This is a genomic window from Lentzea sp. NPDC051213, from assembly GCF_044455585.1.
Lineage (GTDB): Bacteria > Actinomycetota > Actinomycetes > Mycobacteriales > Pseudonocardiaceae > Lentzea.
This window is the reverse complement of sequence record NZ_JBITEX010000015.1, coordinates 56,998-79,093: the sequence shown is the minus strand read 5'-3', so window position 1 is coordinate 79,093 and position 22,096 is coordinate 56,998. Positions and strand designations below refer to the sequence as shown.

The following is a 22,096-nucleotide window of genomic DNA, read 5'->3' as shown; positions in this document are numbered from 1 at the left end:
CAGCCGTGGCCTCGGCCGCTGGGCGAGTGGCAGGGTGCTGCCTGCTAGACCTGACTCCAGATGGCGTCGGCCTCTGGCTGTTTGGGTTGCACGCGGTTCGGATCAGGTAGATAGGCCTCGGTCGGGAGCGTCACGTAGGTGATGCTTTCCGGCTTCAACGCGGTGAGTTTGCCCGCGAGGTCCGCCAGTTTCGAGATCGAACCTATTTCCTCGTCCGTCACGATGGATTTCGTGAGAATGTCGGCGAGGCTGAACGTTTTCTGCGGACTGGCGAGCCAGTTCTCATTCGCGAGTTTCTGACTCAATGCCTGCATGAAAAGCTGCTGGTTCTTGATCCGGTTGAGGTCGCTGCCGTCGCCGATGCTGTAGCGGGTCCGCACGAAGGCCAGCGCCTGCGTGCCGTCGAGCTTGTTCGGACCGGCCGGCACGTGCAGACCGCTCTTCTCGTCGTCGATCGCCTCGGGCAGCGTGACCTCGACACCGCCGAGCCTGTCGATGACGTCGCGGAAGCCGTTGAAGTCGATCTGCACGAAGTGGTCGATCCGCATGTTGCTCATCGCCTCGACCGTGGCCACCGTGCACGCCGCGCCACCCGTGGAGAAGGCGCTGTTGAACATGGCGATGCTCGCCGGCGGGTGGTTCCCGCACTGAGGCCGCGGCACCATCGTGTCGCGCGGGATGCTGATCACGCGAGCCTGGTCGCCGGCCGCGTTGAGCTGCACGACCATGGCGGTGTCGGACCGCCCGTCATCCTTGCCGATGAGGAGGATGTTGAGCGGGCGGCCAGGCGTCGACGGAGGCCTGGGGTGGGTGATCTCCTTGGCGAGATCGACGGTCTTGAGATTGCTCTCGAGCCGCCAGTAGGACCCCCCGACCACGACGCCCGCCGCGATGACGACGGCCGCCCCCGAGACCGCGAGCCATCGTTTCAAGTGGACGTTCATACCTACGACGTTCCCGGCTGTTTGTCCGGGTCACGTCGGTGGTTTGTCATGGTTGTGTCACAGTGGCCCGCCGGGGGCGTCACATGACCTTCCGCACACATCCGGCTACCGCCCGCACCGATAAGATCATCGTGGCTCTCTGAAACCCCGTGGAGGAACCGTGCCAGTGATCTCGGTCGTGACCCCCGTCCACGCGGGCCGGGCCGAGGTGCTGCTCGAAGCCGGCGAAAGCCTGCGCAAGCAGCAGCTCCCCACCGGCTGGACCCTGGAGTGGCTGGTCCAGGAGGACTCCGCCACCCCGGAACTGGCCGAAGCCGTCAGCGCGTTCCCGTTCGCGAGCTACCAGGCCAACGGCGCCCACCTCGGCATCGCCCTGAGTCGCAACCACGCCCTGGTCCGCAGCACCGGCGAACTGGTCCACGTCCTCGACTCCGACGACGTCCTCCTGCCCCACGCTCTGGCCGTGGCGATCGAGGCCTTCGGCTCGCATCCGGAAATCCACTGGGTCGCAACCCAGGCCGACGACCTCCTGTCCGGCGGCACGCGCCGCTCGTTCCCGCCGCTGATCGAGCCGGGTCCCATCGCGGCGGGCGCCGTCTCCGCCTACTACCTGGCGACCGCGGATGCCGGCACCGGCGTCGGCAGCATGCCGTTCCACCCGAACTGCACGACCCTGCGCGCCGCCACCGTCCACGCCCTGGGCGGCTGGGCGGGGCTGTACCGCCTGGAGGACATCTCGCTCCTGGCCGCACTGACCGAGCTGGCACCTGGCTACTTCACGCCGGAGGTGTGCTTCCTGCGCCGTAAACACAGCGACAGCACCTCCGCCAAGGAGGACTGGGCACAGCTGCTGCCCGAGTCCCATGCCGCGGTGCAGAAGCGAGTCGAGGCCATCCGGGCGGGCGCGCTGTCGTTCTAGTCGTACGGCAGCGTCCGTTCTAGTCGTACGGCAGCGTCACAGCGTGCCGCAGCTGCTCGAGGAACGCGTCGTTCTTCGTCGTGACCGCGTACTTCGCCTTGATCCGTTCCGGCGCGATGTCCCGCCCGAACGGACTCCCCGGCGCCAGAAACCGCTGGTCGGCCACCAACTTCCCGCGCGTGTACCGCCCGGTGAGCTCGATGGCGAACCGGTCCTCCTGGTACGTGGCGAGCGCGGGGTCGACCAAGATCGCCGCGGCCAGCGGGTCGTGCGGCACGAACCCGCTCTTGCCGAGAAAGCTCTCGTAGAAGTCCGCGTAGAACCTCAGGAACTTCCGCGGGTAGATGTCCTGCGGCAGCGCTTCCAACCACTCGCCAGGCGCGTGCCCGGCCATCGTCACATCAAGCCCGACAATCGTGAGGTCCTCAAAGCCGGCGCCAAGGACAAGATCCGCCGCCTCGGGGTCGTGCCAGAAGTTGGCCTCGGCGTACGACGTGACGTTGCCCGGCACGTTGAGCGCGCCACCCATCACCACAACTTTGTCGAGGAGCTCCGGTAGCCGCGGCTCGATCTGCAGCGCCAGCGCGACGTTCGTGAGCGGCCCGATTGCCAGCAGGCTCAACTGCTTGGGGTACTTGTGCGCCAGCCTCTTCAGTTGTTCGGCAGCGCTTTCACCCGTGCACGCCGTCGTGGGCTCATCGCCGGCGAACCCACCCAGCCCGTCGTGCCCGTGCACTTCCTCCGCAGTCATCAAGTCCTGCGCGAGCGGCTTCCCGGCCCCCATCGCCACGGGCACCTTGATGCCAAGCCGTTCGGTGAGCCGCAGCGCGTTCGCCGTGGCCTGCTCGACCGGCACGTTCCCGTGCACCGTCCCGATGGCGACTATTTCGGTGTCAGCCTGGGCGCGCAGGTAGTACAAAGCGAGGGCATCATCGATGCCGGGGTCCGCGTCAACGATGATCCGCATGCAGCCGATCATGCCATTGGGGATGACATGACCATCCGTCTCGCAGTTGCTTCTGACGCCTCTGCCGTTGCCTCTGTGCACGTGCGCTCGTGGCAGTCCGCTTATCGGGGCCTGATCCCCGACTCCGTGCTGGACAACCTGTCTGTGGAAGCGCGGACAGCCGGGTGGGAGGAGTACATCGCCTCGGGCAGCGTCTGGGTGGGCCTCGCTCCTGCCTCCGGCGAGATCGTGGGCTTCGCCTTTGCCGGGGAGTCGCGTGATGACGACGCGCCGTTTGAGCTCTACACGATCTACCTGCTGCCCTCGGCTTGGGGCAGTGGGCTGGCTCTTGAGCTCGTTGCCGCGGCCATCGGGGATGAGAAGGACGTCATCGTGTGGGTGCTTGATGGGAATGCTCGGGCTCGGAGGTTCTACGAGCGGCTGGGGTTTCGGGTGGATGGGGCTACTCGGACGCAGACGGTGGGGTCGGCTGTTCTGGAGGAGGTCCGGTATCGGACGGCTGCTGGCTGAACAGATCAGGGCCTGACAGCGTTTCAGCATGTCAGGCCCTGATTTCACCCGGCGAAAGGTGGTGCCCCAGGCAGGATTCGAACCTGCGACACACGGTTTAGGAAACCGATGCTCTATCCCCTGAGCTACTAGGGCTGGCGACAGCAGTCTAGCGGCCCCCCGCCACCGAGTTGACCAGCGCCCCCGATCATCACCCCGAGCCAGCCCGAGCCCCGCAGCCCACCGCCCCGCTCACGCCCGCGCTCACGCACCGTGAACGTCCGGTTGAGACACCTGCCGCCGTTGGAGGGAAGTGAGGCACCCCACCTTCTACGACGCAGAAACGTCAGGTAGGGAGAGGGCGTGAGCAGACCCTGGCCCGACTTCCGTCCTGGTCCCCTAGGCGCCGTCAAGGCGTGGTGGCGGAGGCGTGCACCCAAGAGTGCCGAGGACTTCACGTTCGTGCCGCCGGCCAGCAGTCACCAGCAGGAGTTCGAGACGCCGTTGCCCAGCGCGGTGTACGGCCTCGACTTCCAGCTCAAGCTCACGGTGGTGTGGCGGCTGGATCTCTCCACCGGGCTGCGGCACAACTCGCCGCGGAGTGCGGCGATTCATCACGTTCTGCAGCGGGCCAAGGAGATCAGCGGTAAGGCCATGCTGGTGCATCATGCGGCCCTGCAGCATCAGCTGGGGGATGAGCTCGCCACCGAGCGGCAGGTGCCGGGGACGCATGTGTGGGCGCGGGCCGAGCAGGTCAAGGTCACGACGAACGATGAAGACCTCGAGATGGCGCGCAAGCACATCGAGTTGCTGCGGAACTCCACGTTCAAGCTGGCCGAGCGGGACATCGAGCGGGCGGAGATCCGGTACCTGCGCGACGAGGTTCTGACGGATGTGGGGACGGCCACGATCTGGTGGTTGCAGCGCAACGGGTATCAGGTCGAGGAGGCCGTGAAGCTGTCTGATCACCTGGCGGAGCTGGTGCGGATCGCGCAGCAGCAACCCGCCCGGCATTGGGCGGAGTCGCTGGTCAGCAGTGTGGAGAAGGCGTTGCCCGAGTTGGAGGATCGGCACCGGAAGGACCTGCGGCAGCACCTGGCCAAGGCGTTGAGCGTGTACGGCGGGTCTAGGGTGGCGGCGGAGTTCGCCGACCAGATCGGGTTGCCTGCTGGGGAGCAGCACACGAACGGGCACGTCTAGGCTGTCGCGGGTGTTGACCGAACTTCGCAGTGCCGCTGTGGTTGCCGGGTTGCGGGCTCTCGCCCGGCTCACGCCCTATGCCGAGGCGGAGCTCATCGGGCTCCGCAAGGTCGTCAAGCCCGGGGACGTCTGTGTCGACGTCGGGGCGGCTTTGGGGCTGTACACGGTTACCTTGTCCAGACTTGTTGGTCCACAAGGGACTGTGCACAGCGTTGAGCCGCTGGTTTTCGCTCACCCGGCGTTGTCGTACGTGCTGCGGCCACGGGAGGGGCGCAACATCCGGAGGCACTCGGTTGCGCTTGGGGCTGAGAAGCAGGGGCGCGAGGTCATGAGCGTGCCGGTGCGGCACGGGAGTCCGGTCACCGGGCGGTCGTTCCTGACGGTGGGGGCCAAGGGGCTTGGGTCCAACGAGGAGTTCGACGAGCACCTCGACGTGCTGGTCAAGACCGACACGCTCGACCACTTCGTCGAGGTGAACGGGATCGAGCGGCTCGACTTCGTCAAGGCGGATGTCGAGGGGGCCGAGCTGCGGGTGCTCGAGGGTGCCAAGGAGACCATCGCGCGCTTCAAGCCGGCTTTCCTGCTGGAGATCGAGGAACGGCACGTCGAGCGGTTCGGGTACCAGGCGCGGGAGGTCGCTGACTTCCTCATCGAGCGCGGGTACCGGATGAGCACGTGGCACGGCACCGACTGGGTTCCCGCCGGCACGATCAGCGAGGCAGGCAGGAACTACCTGTTCCGGGCATAAAAGTAGAGGACGCCGACCCCTGGGGGTGGATCGGCGTCCTCATCTCGAAGGTCTACAAGCTGTAGACCTCAAGCTCGTACAGGGAGTATCCGTAACGCGTGGCCCGTTGGGTACCCGTCATTCGGAGGTATCTCGCGTCCTGTGGTTCAAACGCTACGACATCATCGCCGCCATCGCCACTAGTTGTGGAGAAAACGTTCCGCCAGTTTGTGCGGTCGGTCGACACCTCGATGCGGTAGCCGTTGGCGTAGGACGACTCCCAGTGCAACACAGCGCGACTGATTCGTTGCACTGAGCCAAGATCTAGCTGGATCCACTGGTCGTCGTTCCAGTCGCTGGCCCAGCGGGACAACGGGTTGCCGTCCAGGACATGCGCAGGTGGGAGGTTGTTCCAGCCCTGTTCGTGGGACGACGCGGAAGCGGTTCCGGACGCGGCCAGGTTGGCGATGTTCTGGCCCCTGCGGGACGGGAACTGCACGACCTGCTGGTAGGTCGGGCGGTTCTGCCAGTGGATTTTGTCCTGGGTGATGCCGCCCATCGCGCGGTGGATGATCGTGTCGGCGCACCACTGGTCGCCGGCCGTGCAGTCGGCGTCGCCGGGGTAGACCTGGTTGGCCGGCTTGGCCGCGGCTTGTGAAAGCGTTGTCACCAGGGCGGATCGGCAACCCGACAGGGTGCCGCCACCGCAGTAGGTCTGCGGGAAGGCGCCCTGGACGGGGTCGCCGAGGACCTTGCGCAGGTCCTTGTCCACGTAGCCCCACCAGCCGTACTGGAACGACGAACCCTTGTGCGGGGCGGCGCCGTGGGCGTCGGACGGGGCCTCGTCGACCTGGATCGCTCCCACGATCGCGTTGAAGAGGTCGTTGCCCAGGGAGGGCTGGAACTCTGCCTGCACCAGCAGCGGCCACCAGGCATCCAGGATCCTGATCGCTTCGGCGTGGGCGTAGGCCTTGCTGCCCTTGGTGGTCTCCTTGCGCAACGAGCCGGAACGCTGCCAGTCCTTCAGCTTCTGCACGACAGGGGCCAGCGCGGGATCAACCGCGGCGGACTCGACGACGCGCAGCAACTCCGGCAGCACCTGCTCGGCGCGCAGGTCCGCGACGGCGGCTTCGGCCATCGCCTTGGTCAACGAGGCACGCGTGACCTTCTGGCCGGACGAGACCAGAGCGCGGACTCGGTCGTCCAGCAGGTCGCCGCGGTGCACGGCGCTGTGGCCGAAGCCGCCGAACGTGAAGTCCTTTGCCTGTTTGTTGTTCCAGGAGATGTAGTAGTCCTGGTTGATCGAGTTCGGGTGGCCGGCGAACGGCATGTACGAAGCGATGTTCTCGGTGCCGTCCCAGCCGACCCACTCGTACTCGGCCCGGCCCCACGCCGGCAGGTTCGGGTCCACATTGGAGCGGCGCACCGGGTTCAGGCCGGAGTTGAAGTAGGCGGTGTCGCGGGAGTCCACGTACAGCCAGTTGAACGCGTAACCGATCTTGTCGGCCGCCCGCTGGAAGTCGGTCGCCGAACGGATGGCGGTCGGGTCGTTCAGCTCCTGGAAGCCGATGATCGAGTCGACCTCGTGCATGTAGGTCGAGCGCAACGTCGCGTAGGCCACGACCTTGCCGCCGACGGTCGCGCGGCTCGACACCAGGCCGTACTTGGTTCGCCACATCACCAACGTGTAGGAGCCCGCGGGGGTGCCGTCGGCGACCGTCGGCTTCCACGCGTTCTTGCGCTCCAGGCGTTCCATCGGCACACAGGCGCCGTGGAACAGGTAGTGCGCAGAGGCCTTCGTGGCCGGCGAGCCGTCCGGGTTGCACAGTTCCACGGCGTAGGTGTCGATGATGTCCTGCGCCGACGAGGTCGCGCTCCACGAGTAGTCGACGCCGCGACCCAGCTGCACGTACATCGAAACGCCGGCGAACGACACGCCGCGCGAACGGATGCCGGGACCGTTGAGCTCCTGCAGCAGCAACAACTGCGGCGCGAAGTAACCGGTCTGCGGGCCCCACACGGCGATCGGGTTCCCGGAATCGGTGTGTGCACCCGACACGGCCAGCGCGTTGGACATGCCGTGCTTCTTGTTCAGCAGGTCGGCCGGAAGCACGCCGTCCTCGAAGATGCCGGATGCCTTCGCCAGATCACCGGAGGCAGGCACGGAGACCGGAGCACCGGTACCGCCCACCTGGTCGTAGACCACGCGCTCCGGCGTGATGCTGCCCGAGTCAGGCAGGGCGACGCCCGCAGGAGAAGCGGGGGAGGCCGAGTACGGGAAGGACTGTCCGTTGTGGAGGGTGAGCACGGCCTCGGGGTCGTTCTGCGCCCGGAACGCGTTCCACACCTGCTCACCGACAGCGGCGCCGTACTTGTTCTGCGCGGCCAGCTTCACCAGTGCCGACTGCACCTCGCCGCCGCCACCGGCGCCGAACAGGCCGCCGACGACCGCCGCGATCGCGACCATGTCGGTCGCCTTGAACGGCTGGATGTCGTTCCAGTTCGTGATGGCGTCCGCGTGGCCGGTCAGCACGTACTCACCGGGGAAGTTCCGCGCGCCCACGGACTGCGTCAGGTACGCGTTGATGCCCGAGATGTAGTCGTTGACATCGGCCAACGCCTGCTGCCCGCGCGCACCGCCCTTGGCCGCTGCGGTCTCGATCTGCTTCTGCAGGTCCGCCTCGGTGTACGGGATCTGGCCGAAGAAGCTCTGTTCCAGCACGCGGTTCGACGGCGCGCCGCCCGCGAAGCCGGACAGCTGGCCGCGGCCGAGGTGGCGGAAGACGTCCATGAGCCACAGGCGGTCCTGCGCGGCGGCGAAGCCGGCGCCGAACATCGTGCCGGACCGGGTGGTGCCGGTGATGTGCGGCATGCCGATCTTCTTGTCGCGCACGATGGTCACGTCCGCGCGCGGACGGATGGTGCTCTCCACCTGGTCCGCGGGCACGCCGAACGACGCGTCGTTGAAGAAGTTGGTGAGCTGGGCGTTCGTGAGGCTGCTGTAGCCCGCGACCAGCGAGTCGTACTTGCCGAGCTGGTCGGCGGAGTGCGCGGGCCTCGTCCCGAACGCCTTGTGCGTGAGGATCTCGGCCAGGGTGGCGTTGCCGTTGTTGCCGGGTGGCAGCACGTCGCCGCACTGGCCGAGGCAGTAGTCGTCGGCGGCGAACGCGGCCGCGCGAGCCTCGTCCGCCTGCGCGGGAACGACCGCTGACGGAACGATCAAGAGGGAGGCGGTGACGGTGGCGATGGCCAACAGGGACGTCACCGGATGGGGTCTCCGCATGGCGCGAAGCTCCTCTCCGAGCAGGGCAGGGCTGATGTGACGCAGGTTACTTAGGAGTAGAGCAATTGCGAAAGACCTTCGCGTTTTCCCGGCTGCATCCGAAGGATCTGTATCGATCCCGAGTCGATGCGAAAATTCATACGGACCAAAACGAGGATCGGCCGCACGCCGGAATCCGATTCATGTGATTTCTGGTACGCCATTCCACTAAGTGGGATATCGCTGTTTGGTTACTCAGGGTTCCGATGGTTCCCCTAAAGGCCAGGTGGCCTGCCTACGCAGCGAAGTCGGCGCGCTATTCCGGTAACTGTGAACGTTGCCGGTCATCTCGAAAAACCGTTACCACATGATGAGATAACTGAGAATTTACGTGACCTTCGGTCTGCGTACGCGAAGATCGCGAACATGAGGGAGCACGGAACGCCAATGCGGGAGGCGTCGTGATCAAGGTTCTGCTGGCCGACGACGAGGACCTCGTCCGTTCCGGCCTTCGCATGATCCTGAGCAGCGTCGGGGACATCGAAGTCGTTGCCGAATGTGATGACGGGCACCTGGTAGCCGACCTGGCGCGCCAGCACCGTCCTCACGTGGTCCTGCTCGACATCCGGATGCGCACCTCGGACGGGCTCGTGGCACTGCGGAGGCTGCGGACCCTGCCTGACCCACCGAGAATCTGCATCCTCACCACGTTCGACGTTGACGAATACGTTTCAGAGGCCCTGCGTTTGGGTGCGTCGGGCTTCCTTCTCAAGGACACCGAACCGGAGCAGCTCGTCAAAGCCGTGCGCGATCTCGCACGCGGCGGTGCGGTTCTCGACCCCGGTGTCGCGGCACGGGTTCTTGCCGCGGTCGCCGACGGGGAGCGCATGGCAGAGCCGGCTCGCCGGCTGCTGGCGAGTCTGTCCGAACGCGAGCGCGAGGTGCTCGTGCTGATCGGCCAGGGCATGTCCAACGCCGAGATCGGCGGCACCCTGCACCTGTCGGAGGCGACGGTGAAGGGCTACGTCTCGTCCGTGCTCGGCAAGATCGGTGCGGTCAACCGCGTGCAGGCCGCGCTGGTGGCTTACCGCGGCGGCCTGATCGCCTAGATATTTGGTCCATGAGGGTGACCTTCATGGACCTCAGGTCCATGAAGGTCACCCTCATGGACTTAGTTCCCCGAGACGATCTCGGGGACCTCGTCCACCGAGGGCTCGACCTCGACCCTGTTGCGGCCGTGCCGCTTGGCGCGGTACAGCGCCATGTCCGCGGCCGCGAACAGCTGGTCCAGCTTGGCCGGTCCCGCCGCGACCCCGATGCTCACCGTCGGGCGGCGGGCCGTGCCCAGCACCATCGTCCAGTCGTGGCCGTCGACGGCCGCGCGGATCCGCTCGGCCACGTTCGGGCCGACGTCCATGTTCGGCCCCGTGTCGCCGAGCAGCACCACGAACTCGTCACCGGCCCAGCGCGCCACCAGGTCGTCCGACCGGCACTCACGTCGCAGCAACGCCGCGATCTCCCGCAGCGCCGCGTCACCCGCCGCATGGCCGGCGTCGTCGTTCACGCCCTTGAACCAGTCGACGTCGACCAGCACGAGCCACGGCACCTTGCCGCGGGCCGCCGTCGACTCCAGCAACGCCGCAGCCGCGCGTTCGAGCCCGAGCCGGTTCGCCAGGCCCGTCAACGGGTCGCGTGCGGCGGCTTCCTGGGCGGCGACCGCGAGCCGTTGTGCCTGCACGGCCACCCTGCGTTGTTCCAACGCCTGGCCGAGGCCTTCCTGCAGCGTCTCCGTGGCCGTCCGCGAGGCCGTCATCGACCGGCGCAACGCCTCGGCCTCACCCACCGCGTCACCCAGCGCGTGGCAGATGTCCGCCAGCTCCGTGGAGAACCGCAGCAGCAGCGACGTGTCGTTGATGCGTTCGGCGTTCGACACCGCACGGGACGCGAGTGTGCGCGCTTCGTCCAGATCGCCCTGCTCGCGGCGTACGACGGCGAGCACCCAGTTGCCGACCGAGATGCCCCACAGGTCGCCGGAGTCCACCGCCAGGCGCAAAGTCTCGGTGCCGATCTCCTCGGCCTTCTCCAGCTGCCCGACGCCCGCCAGTGAACGGCCGTAGGCGCCCATCAGCGCCCGGCGCATGGCCTCGTCCTTGACGACGCCCAGGCCTTCGTCGAGGTACACCAGGGCTTCCTCGAACACCGCGGGCGCTGCCGCAGCGGGGCCCGAGCAGGCGCGGAAGTTCAACGAGCCGCCCAGGCGCTGCAGGCAGTGCGCCAGCGTGTCCGTGTTGCCGGCTCTGCGCGCGACCTGAACGGACAGCCGCAGCATGTCCAACGCCGCGCGCCGGTTGCCGATGCCCTCCATGAGGTAGCCGAGCGAACCCATCGACTGCGCCACGGCGGGGCTGTCCGCCCGGTCGGCGTCGAGGTCGGTCCAGCCTTCGGCGGCCAATTCCAGGGCGAGTGGAATTCGCCCGAGTCGCCACGCCATCACCGCGCGGTTCACCAGAACGGCCGAACGCACCCAGCGGTCGGCGCCGGGTGACACCTTGGTGACCACCTCGTCGAAAAGTGAGTTCGCCTCCGGCAGGCGGCCAGCGTTGAGCAACGCGCGGACCTCCCGGTCCAGCCGCGGAATCTGGCCCGCTACCAGCGGATCACGCTGCTCCACTCGTTCATCGACTCCGTTCCGACTCGCCGAGCGGCCCACACAGGCTACCGGGACGGTCGCGCCCCGTACCGATCGTGGTGCAGGACGTCATCAAGGGGTAGTCGGTTGCGCCAACCGTGACGTTCCAGATCGGGAGTATCGGGCAGCGATCGAACTGGTCCAACACACAACCACGCCACCGGACGGACCCTCGTGGGGATGTCCAGCAGACGGCGCAGCACATCTTCCCGGTAGAAGCTCACCCAGCCCACACCGAGCCCCTCTTCCGTCGCCGCGAGCCACAGGTTCTGGATCGCCAGACACACGGAGTACAAACCCGCGTCCGCGATCGCGTGCCTGCCGAGCACCGCCGGTGAGCCCCGCTCGGGGTCGTAGGTGACCACGATGCCGAGGCTCGACTCCATCACTCCCTCGACTTTGATACGAGAGAACACCTCCGCGCGTTCATGATCGAGCTGAGCTGTGAAGACACTGCGCTCGGCCTGGACGTGGTCGCGGAACGCGCGCCGAATCGATTCATCACGCACCAGCACGAAGTCCCACGGCTGAGACAGCCCGACGCTCGGAGCCGCGTGCGCCGCGGTCAGCACCCGTCGCAGCACGTCGGGAGGGATCTCGGCACCGGTGAACTCCGCACGGGTGTCCCTGCGTCGATGCACTACGTCGTACAGGTTCATTCGAGCGATCGTGCCTCACTCGAAAGCACCAACTTCACGCTGGAGAGGTGGCGCGCATCTCATGCGAAGCGATAGACCGATCGGATGCGAAGAATGGCAGGTGGTTATGGCTCCGCGCTCGGATTCGGCGGCGGAGTCGGTGTGACCACGTTCACCGGTGCCTGGCCGCTGCTGGCCCTCATCCTGCTCGCCGCGGTCGTCGTGATCGTCTCGATGCGCACGACGATCATCGGCGCGGCGCTCGCCGCACTGCAGTGCTGGGGCCTTTACGCGACCTTCTTGGTCGGTGTTCGTGGCGATCTCACGGTCGACGAACACACGACCTGGGCGCTCGCGTTGCTCGTGCAACTCGCCGCGCTGGCCTTCCTGGCCAGCGCGGCGGTGCGCGTCATCGCCCTTGTGACGGGTACGGCAGCAGGGCCATCTCCCGTGCGTTCTTGATAGCCGTGGCGACCTGACGCTGCTGTTTCGGCGTCAGCCCCGTTACCCGGCGGGATCGGATCTTGCCCCGGTCCGAGATGAACTTGCGCAGCAGCGTGACGTCCTTCCAGTCGACGACCGTCACGCCCTCCTTCGCGAGCAGGTTCTGCCTGCGCTTCAACGGCCGTTTGTCGCGCATCACCAGCTCGCCTTCGACACGCCAGGCAGCTCACCGCGGTGCGCCATCTCCCGCAGCCGGATGCGCGACAGCCCGAACGCCCGGTTGAACGCCCGCGGCCGTCCGTCCACCACGTCCCGGTTGCGCAACCGCGTCGGCGACGCGTCACGTGGCAGCTTCTGCAGGCCCCGCAACGCTTCCGCGCGAGTCTCCGGGTACCGCAGCATCTCCTTGAGTTGCGCACGTCGTTCCGCATAGCGCGCGACGATCTCCCGCCGCCGTTTGTCCGCGGCGATCTTCGACTTCTTCGCCATCAGCGTTCCTCGCGGAACTCGACGTGCCTGCGGGCGACCGGGTCGAACTTGCGCAGCACCATCCTGTCCGGATCGTTGCGCCGGTTCTTCCTGGTCACGTAGGTGTAGCCGGTGCCGGCGGTCGACCTCATCTTGATGATCGGCCGGATGTCGTTGCCCTTGGCCATCAGACCTTCACCCCCTGCCCGCGCAGCCGGGCCACCACGGCCTCGATGCCCAGCTTGTCGACCGTCTTGATGGCCTTGGTGGACAGCGTCAGCGTCACGAACCGGTTCAGCGACGGCACCCAGTACCGCTTGCGCTGGATGTTCGGGTTCCACCGGCGTCGCGTCTTGCGTTGCGAGTGCGAGACGCGGTTGCCGAAGCCCGGCTCACGGCCGGTCAGCTGGCAGCGCATGCACAACCTCTGAGATCAAGTTTGAAACGACATTCGTTTTCAACTACGGTACCGCACATGGAAACCGTTGTCGTTATGGTGGCGGGGTTGGTCGAGCACGACGCCGCCGTGCGGGTGTGGCGGGACCGGCCCGGTTCGGTGCTGGTCCGGCACGTGGCAACCGAAACGTGTGTGCGGCGCTGGGTCGACGGCCTGGCCACCGACGTCGAACTGCTGCACGGCTGCGTGTCCTGCACCGTGCGGGAAGATCTGCGCGAGCTGCTGCAGGACCTCGCCGGGCACACGGTCGTGCTGCACCTGGACCCGTTGCTGGAGCCGGGCGCCGTGCGCCGCAGCCTCGGGTTCGACGTGGAGTGCGTGATCACCGTCATCGACGCGGAGACGTGGCTGGACGACGCGCTCGGCGACGCGTCGATGGTCACCGACCAGCGCACGGTCGCGCAGGTCGTGGTCGCGCAGGCCGAGGCCGCGGATGTGCTGGTGCTGCAAGGAGATGCGGACGAACGGACGTTGGCCGTGCTCGACCGGCTGGCTCCTGGCGCGCACCGCTGCACGCCGGACGCGCTCGTGGTGCGCAGGAGCAGCCGGCCGCGGCTGATCCCGCTCACGCCCGAATGCGGTGTCTCGACAGCGGTTTTCACGGCTGACCGGCCGTTCCACCCGGCGCGGCTCAACGACGCGCTCGACTCGTTGCTCGACGGCACGGTGGTGCGGTCGCGGGGGCGGCTGTGGGTCGCCGACGAGCCGGATCTCGCGCTGCACCTGGAATCCGCGGGCGGTGGGCTGCACGTCGGCGAGGGCGGGCCACGTGACGGTGCCACCACGCAGATCGTGGCGATCACGGTGGGGGAGCCCGACGACATCACCGCGGCGTTCAGCGAGGCGCTGCTCACCGACGACGAACTGTCCTTCGTGGACTCGATCCGAAAGCTGGAGATATGAAGCCCGGTATCCACCCCGACTACCACCCGGTCGTCTTCCAGGACGCGTCCACCGGCAAGACGTTCCTGACCCGCTCGACCGCGACGTCCAGCCGCACGATCGAGTGGGAGGACGGGAACTCCTACCCGCTCCTCACCGTCGACGTCACCGCCGACTCGCACCCGTTCTGGACGGGCACGCAACGGCTCGTGGACACCGCCGGCCGGGTCGAGAAGTTCAACCGCCGCTACGGAAAGCGAGAGCGCTGATGGCCGTTCCCAAGCGCAAGACGTCACGCTCCAACACCCGCCACCGGCGCTCGCAGTGGAAGGCCACCGCGCCGGAACTGGTGCGCGTACGGACGTTGGACGGCAAGGAACTGCTCGTGCCGCGCCGGCTCGTCGCGGCCTACAAGCGCGGGCTCCTGTAGGTCACGGGAGCTGGGTCGTCCCGTCCGGTGAGTCGCGCCACTGGTCGAACGGGCGATCCAGCTTCCACCCCGTGCCGTTGTGGTCGAGCACGCGGTTCTCGCAAGTATCCACATTGGACAGTGACTCGAACAGTTCGATGCTCCAGTCGAACACCCTGCGGCACAGCAGCCTGATCGTCAGACCGTGCGACACGATCAGCACCGTCTTGGGATGCGTCTCGTCGTTGTGCAGCCGGATCTCCAGCCTGTCCATGAACGCCGCCACCCGGTCGTCCACGTCCGCGCCGGACTCACCGTTGGGCAGCCGGAAGAAGAAGTGCCCGAACGCGTGCCGCTGGTGCTTGAGCATCTCCTGCTGCACCGGGTCCTGGAGGTTGCCCCAGTCCTGCTCGCGCACCCGCGGTTCGGTGATGATCCGCTCCGCCTCGATGCCGAGCAGCTCGAACGTCCGGCGCGTCCGCTTGTACGGCGACACGTAGGCCGCGACCGGGCCGTCGCCGGCCAGCTGCCTGATCGTCGTACCGGCGGCGCGGGCCTGGCGTTCACCGGCCTCGGTCAGCGGGAGCGCGTGGTCGGGGATGCGGCAGTAGGCGAGCTCGTCGACGTTGCCGAGACTCTGGCCGTGGCGCAACAGGATGATCCGCACTCCTCCATCGTGCCTCAGCCGGGCGGGTGCCCCGGGCGTTACAGTGCTCGGCGAGTCGAGGAGGATCCCGTCACATGATCAAGTACATCGCGCTGTACAAGAAGCCCGCCAACCCCGCGGACTTCGACGAGAAGTACTTCGGCACGCACATGCCCATCGCGGACTCGGTGCCAGGACTGGTGCGCGCGGAGGTCGCCAAGGTGCAGCGGGTGTTCGTTCCCGGGTTCTTCGGCGAGACCGAGCCGTACCTGATCGCGGAGCTGTACTTCGAGTCGGCGGAATCGATGAAGGCCGCCTTCAAGACGCCCGAGTGGGCCTCGTCCGGCGCGAACCTCACCGAGATCGGCGGTATGGAGCTGGTCGCGATGTTCAGCGCCGAGGTCGTCTCGTGAAGGCAGTGGTCATCGGCGGCGGCACGATGGGTGCGGGCATCGCGCACCTCCTGCTCGCCTCCGGCCACGACGTGACGCTCGCCGAGGCCGACGCGGAGCGCGCGGAACTGGGCAGGCAGGCGGTCAGGCGCTCGCTGGACAAGGCGCAGGAGAAGGGCAAGCTCGCCGACGCGGACGCGGCGTTCGCCAACCTGAGCACCGGTGAGCTGCCTGCGGACGCCGAGCTCGTGATCGAGGCGGTGCCCGAGAACGTGCCGCTCAAGCAGAAGGTGCTGGGTGATGCGGCGGCGAAGTGCCCGCAGGCGATCCTGGCCTCCAACACGTCCTCGCTGTCCATCGCCGAGATCGCGGCGGGACTTCCCGGCGAACGCGTGCTGGGCATGCACTTCTTCAACCCGGTGCCGGTGCAGCAGCTCGTCGAGCTCGTGCACCACGAGGGCGTTGCCCCCGAGAACGTGGCCCTGGTGCGAACCTGGGCGGAACAAATGGGAAAAACCGTCATCGAAGTGCGCGACTCTCCTGGGTTCGCCACCTCACGGCTGGGCGTCGCCGTTGGCGTGGAAGCGATTCGCATGCTGGAGGAGGGCGTGGCCTCGGCGGCCGACATCGACACCGGCATGAAGCTCGGTTACCGCTGGCCGATGGGGCCGCTGGAGCTCACCGACCTGGTCGGACTCGACGTCCGGCTGGCGATCGCCGAGCACCTCGCCGCCGAGCTCGGACCGCGATTCGACCCGCCGCAGTTGTTGCGGGACAAAGTCGCTCGTGGCGAGTTGGGACGGAAGACGGGCCAGGGCTTCTTTTCCTGGTAGATAGTTGTCCGTGCACATCCGCGAGTACACAGACGACGACCTGGATGCGGTGTTCCGCCTCCGCAGACTCGCGTTCAACGCCGCCGAACGCCCAGAGCGGTTGGTGAAGCCAGGAACGCACGGACTGGTCGCGGAACTGGACGGCCGGGTCGCCGGTGTGCTCTCGATCGGTGCCTTCGCTCAGTTCTACGGTGGCGCCGCGATCCCGATGGGCGGGATCGGTGGCGTCGCCGTCGACGGCGCCACGCGCGGCCGTGGTGTCGCGAACGCCTTGCTGGACGCCGCACTGTCCACCATGCGGGAGCACGGCCAGCCGCTGTCGGTGCTCTACGCGACCGTGCCGACCCTGTACCGGGGACGGGGCTGGGAGCGCGCCGGCGTGTTCGAGTGGGTCGAGCTGCCGATGGACAGGCTGCTCTCAGTTCCGCGCCCTGCCGAGCTGATACCGTCGCGGCCCGCCTGCGAGAGCGATCTCACGGCGCTGCACGACTGCTATCTCGAGGTGGCGCGGACGATCGACGGCATGGCCGACCGCAGACCGCCGCGGATCGAGCTCGGCAAGGTGCTCGAGTTGGACCTGGTGAGCGTGCTCCCCGGCCCGAACGGCCTGCGCGGGTACCTGACCGCGAAACGGGAGTCCGGCGGAGACATGGGCCGGCTCAAGGTGTTCGACCTCGTCGGCGTCGACGTCGAGGCCCAGCTGAACCTCCTGGCCTCGCTGGCGTCGTGGACCGGCACGCTCGAAGCGATCGACCTGCGGATCACCGACCCGGCGACGCTGAACCTGCTCGGCGGAACCCCGATCCGGTACTCGGTGTGGACCTCGGCCTGGATGCTGCGCGTCGTCGACCTGCCCGCGGCGGTGGCCGCCCGCGGCTGGCCGAGGCCGGCGAACGCCGTGGTGGACCTGGAGATCATCGACGAGCACGCGCCGTGGCACGCGGGTAACCAGCGCATCGTCGCCGAGGACGGGGTGGTGCGGGTCGAGCCCGGCGGTACCGGCGCGGTGCGGCTGCACGCGCGGGCACTCGGCCCGTGGTTCTCCGGCGCGCAGAACACGCATGCCTTGCGACGCGCGGGTTTGCTGGAGGGCGACCCCGCGGACGCAGTCGTCCTGGACCAGCTCGTCGGCGCTTCCGGCGTGCCCCGGCTGGCGGACTTCTTCTGATGGCGGACGTCTACCACGAGGTCATGCGCACGATCTGGGACCACAACCTGCATTTCGGGTTGTGGACGTCCGAAGAGGACGAATCGCCCAACCGCGTCGCCGCCGAACGCATGACGGCCCTGCACATCGACAAGCTCGGCGCCCGGCACGGCTGGCGCGTGCTGGACATGGGCCGCCGGGTCGGCACCTCGGCCTTCCGGCTGGCCGAGGCCTCGCACGCGGACATCGTCTCCGTGTCTCCGCACGCCGAGCACGTCGCCCGCGCCAACGCCCGCGCCGAGGCCCTGTTCGTCGACGACCAGGTTCGCTTCGTGCACGGCGACCCGCACGCGGTGCCGTTCCCCGCCGACTCGTTCGACGCGGCGTGGGCGGTGGAGACGTTGCCGCACCTGGGGAACCGGGTGGGCGTCCTGCGGGAGATGGCGCGCGTGGTCAGGGCGTCCGGTGTCGTCGTCGTGTCCGACTTCGTGCAACGGCGGCCGGTCGAGCAGGGGGTGCTGGACGAGTTAGAACCGATCCTGTCCACCTACGACATCGACGAGTTGCCCACCTTCGCCGGGTACCCGAAGTTGCTGGCCTCGGCCGGGCTGCACGTGGTCGAGCTGGTGGACCTGAGCACGGAGACGCGCAAGACCGTGCCGCGCATGCAGGAGGGGGCCCGGCGGCACTACGACGCTCTCGTCGCGGCGCACGGGGACGCGGCGCGCAACTACCTCGACCACCTGTTGTCGCCGATCGCGGTGCAGCCCTCGCTGGGGTACGTGCTCGCGGTCGCGCGCGTCTGAACAGCCCGTATTCTTCCGGTTCGTGCTGCTCATCGTCCTCGAGCTGATCGGGATCGCCGTCTTCGCCGCCTCCGGTGCGGTGGCCGCCGTACGGGCGAGGCTGGACGTGTTCGGCGTGACCATCCTGGCGCTCACCACCGCGTTGGGCGGCGGCATCATCCGCGACGTCCTGCTCGGCGTGCACCCGCCGACCAGCCTGCGGAACTGGCCGTACCTCCTGGTCGCCGGCGGCACGGGCCTGATCGTCTTCTGGTTCCACCCGCAGGTCGCGAAACTCCGCCGCACCGTGCTGCTGCTGGACGCCGTGGGCCTGGGCCTGTTCGTCACGTCCGGCACCACCACCGCACTGGCGCTCGGCGCGACCCCGTACGCGGCCTGCCTCATCGGGATGACGGCGGGCATCGGCGGTGGCGCGCTCCGCGACCTGCTGCTCAGGGAGATCCCGCTGGTCCTGCGCAGGGAGATCTACGCCGTGGCCGCACTGGCCGGTGCCGTGGCCGTGGCGCTCGGCACGTGGGCGAAACTGCCGAAAGACCTGGTCGCGTTGACTGGTGCGTCAATAATCATCACGATCAGGCTGATCGCGCTCTGGCGGAAGTGGAACGCACCCGTCGCACGCGGGCTTGAGGGCTAGGCCGTGTCCTGTACGTCTCGTCCGCGATAGTCGCGCCCGAGGGGGCTCCTGGCGGCACCGCCGCGAATCCGAAATACGCCCGGTATGACGGATCCGCGGCGGCACCACCAGGAGCCCTCTCGGACGTGACTCTCATCGAACGGACGTACAGGACACGGCCTAACGCCGAACTCACATCCCCAGTTAGGGCCCTTCTCAGGCGCCTCTCAGTTCCCTCGGCAAGACTGGCCCCCATGCGCATCCTCGTTGTCGACGACGACCGGGCGGTCCGGGAGTCGCTCCGGCGTTCGCTCCAGTTCAACGGCTACCAGGTCGACACCGCCGGAGACGGCATGCAGGCACTGGAGTCGGTGACTGCTGCCCGGCCGGACGCCATGGTGCTCGACGTGATGATGCCGCGCCTGGACGGCCTCGAGGTGTGCCGCCGGCTCCGCAGCACCGGTGACGACCTGCCGATCCTCGTGCTGACCGCGCGGGACGCGGTGAGCGACCGGGTGTCCGGGCTGGACGCCGGTGCCGACGACTACCTGCCCAAGCCGTTCGCGCTGGAGGAGCTGCTGGCACGCCTGCGCGCCCTCCTGCGCCGCGCCGCGCTCGACGACGACCCCGCGACCCAGTCGGCCGCGACGCTCAAGTTCGCCGACCTGGAGCTGGACCCCTCCACCAGGGACGTCCGCCGCGGTGAACGGCCCATCAGCCTCACCCGCACCGAGTTCGCGCTGCTCGAGCTCCTGCTGGCGCACCCGCGTCAGGTGCTGACTCGCAGCCGCATCCTGGAGGACGTGTGGGGATACGACTTCCCGACCTCGGGCAACGCACTCGAGGTCTACGTCGGGTACCTGCGTCGCAAGACGGAGGCCGAGGGGGAGCCGAGGCTGATCCACACGGTGCGTGGAGTGGGCTACGTCCTGCGGGAGACCCCTCCGTGATCGGTGAACCCCAGGGACGGCTCCAGAGAGCCTCACTGCGGTCCCGGGTCACCTGGCTCGCTGCTTTCTGCGTCGCCGGTGCCGTGGCACTCGTGTCGTTCGGCGCGTACATGATCGTGCGCAAGAACGTCTACGACGCGCTCGACGAGAGCCTGCGCGAACGAGCGGCCGCGGTCGTCAACGGCGTGGCGTTCAGCACCGAGCAGGTGCAGAGCTACCCCGCGGCGTTCCTCGCGGCAGGTGACGTGCGAATGGGCCTGGTCAGCGGCTCGACCGGGAGCATCCGCTACCCGGAGAACTCCGCCGCGCCGCCGAACGCCCCGCAGGCCCGTGAGGTCGCGCAGGGTCTGCGTGACGACTACCTCTGGACCGACCACAAGACGGACACGCGGGCGATCGCGGTGGAGTACCAGAACGGCACGGCGATCGTGATCGCGCAGTCGCTGGAACCCCAGCGGGCCACGCTCGCCAAGCTCAGCATCGTGCTGCTGTTGATCGGCGGTGCGGGCGTGCTGCTCGCGGCCATCGCAGGTACGGCCGTCGCACGCACCGGCCTCAGACCTGTGCAACGCCTCACCGAGGCCACCGAACGGGTCGCGAACACCGGTGACCTGACGCCGATCCCCGTGTCCGGCGACGACGAGCTGGCGCGGTTGACGCACAGCTTCAACGCGATGCTCGGCGCGGTCGCCGAGTCGCAGGAACGGCAGCGCCGCCTGGTCGCCGACGCGGGCCACGAGCTGCGCACGCCGTTGACCTCGATGCGCACGAACCTGGAGCTGCTGCTCGCGTCGGAACGCCCGGATTCGCCCACCTTGTCCGATGTGGACAAGCGGGAGATCCAGTCCGACGTGCGCGCGCAGCTCGACGAGCTGACCACGCTCATCGGTGACCTGGTCGAACTGGCCCGCGAGGACGCCCCCCAGGTCATCCACGAGCCTGTCGATCTCGTCGAGGTGGTAGAACGGTCGATGGACCGCGCGCGCCGTCGCGCCTCGAACGTCACGTTCGACGTGCAACTGCAACCGTGGACACTTCTGGGTGATTCAAGTGCTCTCGAGCGCGCGGTGCTGAACCTCCTCGACAACGCGGTGAAGTTCAGCCCCTCGGGCTCAGCGGTGCGGCTGAGCCTGCGTCAGACGGGCGACGGCTACGCCGTGATGGAGGTGGCGGACGCGGGCCCCGGTATCGCGGACGCCGATCTACCTCACGTTTTCGAGCGGTTCTACCGATCGTCCGAGGCGCGGACCCTGCCGGGTTCCGGCCTGGGACTCGCCATCGTGAAGCAGGTGGCACAACGGCACGGCGGCACGGCCACGGCGGGCAGAGCCCCCGAGGGAGGTGCCCTGTTCACGTTGCGCCTACCCGGACGTCCGTAAGGTGGGGCGTGTGAGTCATCGCGTGAACGACGATTCTTCGTCGACCTGGGAGGTCACTCCTCCCTCTGGGGACGGTCCTGAGCCCATTTCGTCCTACGACGACGCGCCCAGGTTCTCCAAGAAGAAGACGAAGAAGAAGCAGCCGTTCTGGAAAGAGCTGCTGGTCATCTTCAGCGTTGCGCTGCTGCTGACCGTCGTCATCCAGACGTTCGTCGCGCGCGTGTTCGTCATCCCGTCGGCCTCGATGGAGACGACGTTGCACGGCTGCACGGGCTGCGTGAACGACAAGGTGCTGGTCGAGAAGATCACGTACCTGTTCCGCGACCCGCAGCCAGGCGACGTGATCGTGTTCCGCGGCCCGCCGAACTGGACGGGTGGCAAGGAACCGCCGAACTTCTTCGTCGGCACGCTGCAGGACCTCGGTTCGATGGTGAACCTGTCCGAGCCCAGCGGCACGGACTTCATCAAGCGCGTCATCGCCGTCGGCGGCCAGACCGTCGAGTGCTGCGACGACCAGGGCCGCGTCCTGGTCGACGGCAAGCCGCTGGACGAGCCGTACCTGAACTTCGGCGGCGCCGCGCGTCAGCAGGAGTCGTTCGAGAAGGTCACCGTGCCCGCGGGCAAGCTGTGGGTGATGGGTGACAACCGCAACAACTCGTCGGACTCGCGCAAGCACGGCGACCCGACGCCGGCGGACGGCGCCATCCCGATCGACAACGTCGTGGGCAAGGCCCGCGTGATCGTCATTCCGGTGGGGCGCTGGGGCTCGATCTCGGACTTCAACCCGCAGACCGGCGGCAAGTAGTTTTGGCGCGAAAAGCACGTTCGGGCCGAT

The 22,096-nt window shown here is 67.8% G+C and carries 27 protein-coding genes and 1 tRNA gene; 17 read left to right on the top strand and 11 right to left on the bottom strand.

From position 1 onward, the window contains the following. Positions 1-44 precede the first annotated feature (44 nt). The gene (locus ACIA8G_RS42970) at positions 45-944 is read right to left on the bottom strand and encodes an LCP family protein (RefSeq protein ID WP_396424598.1); all 900 of its coding nucleotides are present in this window, start codon (positions 942-944) and stop codon (positions 45-47) included. A 160-nt stretch (positions 945-1,104) separates the two neighbouring features. Here ACIA8G_RS42970 and ACIA8G_RS42965 point away from each other — a divergent pair, with 160 nt between their 5' ends. Then, on the top strand, positions 1,105-1,863 hold the full coding sequence (locus ACIA8G_RS42965) for a glycosyltransferase family 2 protein (RefSeq protein ID WP_396424597.1): 759 nt from the start codon (positions 1,105-1,107) through the stop codon (positions 1,861-1,863). Between the two features lie 19 nt (positions 1,864-1,882). On the opposite strand, the gene ACIA8G_RS42960 is transcribed toward ACIA8G_RS42965, so the two are convergent. Continuing rightward, the gene (locus tag ACIA8G_RS42960; RefSeq protein WP_396424596.1) at positions 1,883-2,830 is read right to left on the bottom strand and encodes a nucleoside hydrolase; all 948 of its coding nucleotides are present in this window, start codon (positions 2,828-2,830) and stop codon (positions 1,883-1,885) included. Positions 2,831-2,857: 27 nt separating this feature from the next. Here ACIA8G_RS42960 and ACIA8G_RS42955 point away from each other — a divergent pair, with 27 nt between their 5' ends. Then, positions 2,858-3,340 carry a GNAT family N-acetyltransferase gene (locus ACIA8G_RS42955; protein ID WP_396424595.1) on the top strand — a complete coding sequence of 161 codons (483 nt, stop codon included), beginning with the start codon at positions 2,858-2,860 and terminating at the stop codon, positions 3,338-3,340. 59 nt (positions 3,341-3,399) lie between these two features. On the opposite strand, the gene ACIA8G_RS42950 is transcribed toward ACIA8G_RS42955, so the two are convergent. Beyond that, positions 3,400-3,475: transfer RNA gene (locus tag ACIA8G_RS42950), tRNA-Arg, on the bottom strand. 207 nt (positions 3,476-3,682) lie between these two features. On the opposite strand from ACIA8G_RS42950, the gene ACIA8G_RS42945 reads away from it, so the two are divergent. Further along, a complete protein-coding gene (locus tag ACIA8G_RS42945; RefSeq protein ID WP_396424594.1) occupies positions 3,683-4,519 on the top strand; it encodes a hypothetical protein in 837 nt (278 codons plus the stop codon). 10 nt (positions 4,520-4,529) lie between these two features. Then, entirely contained in the window at positions 4,530-5,267 is a 738-nt protein-coding gene (locus tag ACIA8G_RS42940) for an FkbM family methyltransferase (protein ID WP_396424593.1), read from the top strand. Between the two features lie 52 nt (positions 5,268-5,319). Here ACIA8G_RS42940 and ACIA8G_RS42935 read toward each other — a convergent pair whose 3' ends face one another. After that, entirely contained in the window at positions 5,320-8,529 is a 3,210-nt protein-coding gene (locus ACIA8G_RS42935; RefSeq protein WP_396424592.1) for a penicillin acylase family protein, read from the bottom strand. 440 nt (positions 8,530-8,969) lie between these two features. Here ACIA8G_RS42935 and ACIA8G_RS42930 point away from each other — a divergent pair, with 440 nt between their 5' ends. Beyond that, positions 8,970-9,617, top strand: coding sequence for a response regulator (locus ACIA8G_RS42930; protein ID WP_396424591.1), 648 nt, complete (start codon positions 8,970-8,972; stop codon positions 9,615-9,617). Between the two features lie 62 nt (positions 9,618-9,679). On the opposite strand, the gene ACIA8G_RS42925 is transcribed toward ACIA8G_RS42930, so the two are convergent. Together ACIA8G_RS42925 and bluB are read right to left on the bottom strand one after the other, a co-directional pair. Beyond that, on the bottom strand, positions 9,680-11,179 hold the full coding sequence (locus ACIA8G_RS42925) for a diguanylate cyclase (RefSeq protein WP_396424590.1): 1,500 nt from the start codon (positions 11,177-11,179) through the stop codon (positions 9,680-9,682). 44 nt (positions 11,180-11,223) lie between these two features. Further along, entirely contained in the window at positions 11,224-11,856 is a 633-nt protein-coding gene (gene bluB / locus ACIA8G_RS42920) for a 5,6-dimethylbenzimidazole synthase (protein ID WP_396424589.1), read from the bottom strand. A gap of 84 nt (positions 11,857-11,940) precedes the next feature. On the opposite strand from bluB, the gene ACIA8G_RS42915 reads away from it, so the two are divergent. Continuing rightward, on the top strand, positions 11,941-12,297 hold the full coding sequence (locus tag ACIA8G_RS42915; protein WP_396424588.1) for a hypothetical protein: 357 nt from the start codon (positions 11,941-11,943) through the stop codon (positions 12,295-12,297). Here the strand turns inward: ACIA8G_RS42915 and rpsR are convergent. Genes rpsR through rpmB form a run of 4 tightly spaced genes read right to left on the bottom strand, consistent with a single transcriptional unit; the run spans position 12,245 to position 13,165 of the window. Continuing rightward, on the bottom strand, positions 12,245-12,475 hold the full coding sequence (gene rpsR, locus ACIA8G_RS42910) for a 30S ribosomal protein S18 (RefSeq protein WP_396424587.1): 231 nt from the start codon (positions 12,473-12,475) through the stop codon (positions 12,245-12,247). The two genes, ACIA8G_RS42915 and rpsR, sit on opposite strands and share 53 nt — an antisense overlap. Continuing rightward, a complete protein-coding gene (gene rpsN / locus ACIA8G_RS42905; protein ID WP_396424586.1) occupies positions 12,475-12,768 on the bottom strand; it encodes a 30S ribosomal protein S14 in 294 nt (97 codons plus the stop codon). The genes rpsR and rpsN overlap by 1 nt, the downstream gene beginning before the upstream one ends. After that, a complete protein-coding gene (gene rpmG, locus ACIA8G_RS42900) occupies positions 12,768-12,935 on the bottom strand; it encodes a 50S ribosomal protein L33 (RefSeq protein ID WP_396424585.1) in 168 nt (55 codons plus the stop codon). Before rpmG ends, rpsN begins: the two co-directional genes overlap by 1 nt. Beyond that, a complete protein-coding gene (gene rpmB / locus ACIA8G_RS42895) occupies positions 12,935-13,165 on the bottom strand; it encodes a 50S ribosomal protein L28 (protein WP_396424584.1) in 231 nt (76 codons plus the stop codon). Before rpmB ends, rpmG begins: the two co-directional genes overlap by 1 nt. Before the next feature lie 57 nt (positions 13,166-13,222). On the opposite strand from rpmB, the gene ACIA8G_RS42890 reads away from it, so the two are divergent. From ACIA8G_RS42890 to rpmF, 3 genes are read left to right on the top strand one after another with little or no spacing between them, the layout of a single operon-like run. Beyond that, positions 13,223-14,107 carry a GTP-binding protein gene (locus ACIA8G_RS42890; RefSeq protein WP_396424583.1) on the top strand — a complete coding sequence of 295 codons (885 nt, stop codon included), beginning with the start codon at positions 13,223-13,225 and terminating at the stop codon, positions 14,105-14,107. Continuing rightward, positions 14,104-14,355 (top strand): type B 50S ribosomal protein L31, encoded by a 252-nt coding sequence (locus tag ACIA8G_RS42885; protein ID WP_396424582.1) that lies wholly within the window; start codon positions 14,104-14,106, stop codon positions 14,353-14,355. The genes ACIA8G_RS42890 and ACIA8G_RS42885 overlap by 4 nt, the downstream gene beginning before the upstream one ends. Then, complete coding sequence (rpmF, locus tag ACIA8G_RS42880; RefSeq protein WP_396424581.1) at positions 14,355-14,516, top strand: 50S ribosomal protein L32; 162 nt, start codon at positions 14,355-14,357, stop codon at positions 14,514-14,516. Before ACIA8G_RS42885 ends, rpmF begins: the two co-directional genes overlap by 1 nt. A 1-nt stretch (position 14,517) precedes the next feature. Here rpmF and ACIA8G_RS42875 read toward each other — a convergent pair whose 3' ends face one another. Then, entirely contained in the window at positions 14,518-15,162 is a 645-nt protein-coding gene (locus tag ACIA8G_RS42875) for a histidine phosphatase family protein (RefSeq protein WP_396424580.1), read from the bottom strand. 74 nt (positions 15,163-15,236) lie between these two features. Between ACIA8G_RS42875 and ACIA8G_RS42870 the strand changes: the two genes are divergently transcribed. The 8 genes from ACIA8G_RS42870 to lepB all read left to right on the top strand — a co-directional run bounded on the left by ACIA8G_RS42870 (position 15,237) and on the right by lepB (position 22,066). Further along, a complete protein-coding gene (locus ACIA8G_RS42870; RefSeq protein ID WP_396424579.1) occupies positions 15,237-15,554 on the top strand; it encodes an EthD family reductase in 318 nt (105 codons plus the stop codon). Beyond that, positions 15,551-16,366: a 3-hydroxyacyl-CoA dehydrogenase family protein gene (locus tag ACIA8G_RS42865; protein WP_396424578.1), complete on the top strand. Its 816-nt coding sequence runs from the start codon at positions 15,551-15,553 to the stop codon at positions 16,364-16,366. Before ACIA8G_RS42870 ends, ACIA8G_RS42865 begins: the two co-directional genes overlap by 4 nt. Positions 16,367-16,376: 10 nt before the next feature. Next, on the top strand, positions 16,377-17,534 hold the full coding sequence (eis, locus tag ACIA8G_RS42860; RefSeq protein WP_396424643.1) for an enhanced intracellular survival protein Eis: 1,158 nt from the start codon (positions 16,377-16,379) through the stop codon (positions 17,532-17,534). Beyond that, a complete protein-coding gene (locus ACIA8G_RS42855) occupies positions 17,534-18,319 on the top strand; it encodes an SAM-dependent methyltransferase (RefSeq protein ID WP_396424577.1) in 786 nt (261 codons plus the stop codon). Before eis ends, ACIA8G_RS42855 begins: the two co-directional genes overlap by 1 nt. A 22-nt stretch (positions 18,320-18,341) precedes the next feature. After that, positions 18,342-18,953, top strand: a complete 612-nt coding sequence (locus tag ACIA8G_RS42850) for a trimeric intracellular cation channel family protein (RefSeq protein WP_396424576.1) — start codon at positions 18,342-18,344, stop codon at positions 18,951-18,953. A gap of 233 nt (positions 18,954-19,186) precedes the next feature. Continuing rightward, on the top strand, positions 19,187-19,882 hold the full coding sequence (locus tag ACIA8G_RS42845) for a response regulator transcription factor (protein WP_396424575.1): 696 nt from the start codon (positions 19,187-19,189) through the stop codon (positions 19,880-19,882). Next, complete coding sequence (locus ACIA8G_RS42840) at positions 19,879-21,261, top strand: sensor histidine kinase (protein WP_396424574.1); 1,383 nt, start codon at positions 19,879-19,881, stop codon at positions 21,259-21,261. The genes ACIA8G_RS42845 and ACIA8G_RS42840 overlap by 4 nt, the downstream gene beginning before the upstream one ends. 10 nt (positions 21,262-21,271) lie before the next feature. Continuing rightward, the gene (lepB, locus tag ACIA8G_RS42835; RefSeq protein ID WP_396424573.1) at positions 21,272-22,066 is read left to right on the top strand and encodes a signal peptidase I; all 795 of its coding nucleotides are present in this window, start codon (positions 21,272-21,274) and stop codon (positions 22,064-22,066) included. The last annotated feature ends 30 nt before the right edge of the window (positions 22,067-22,096 follow it).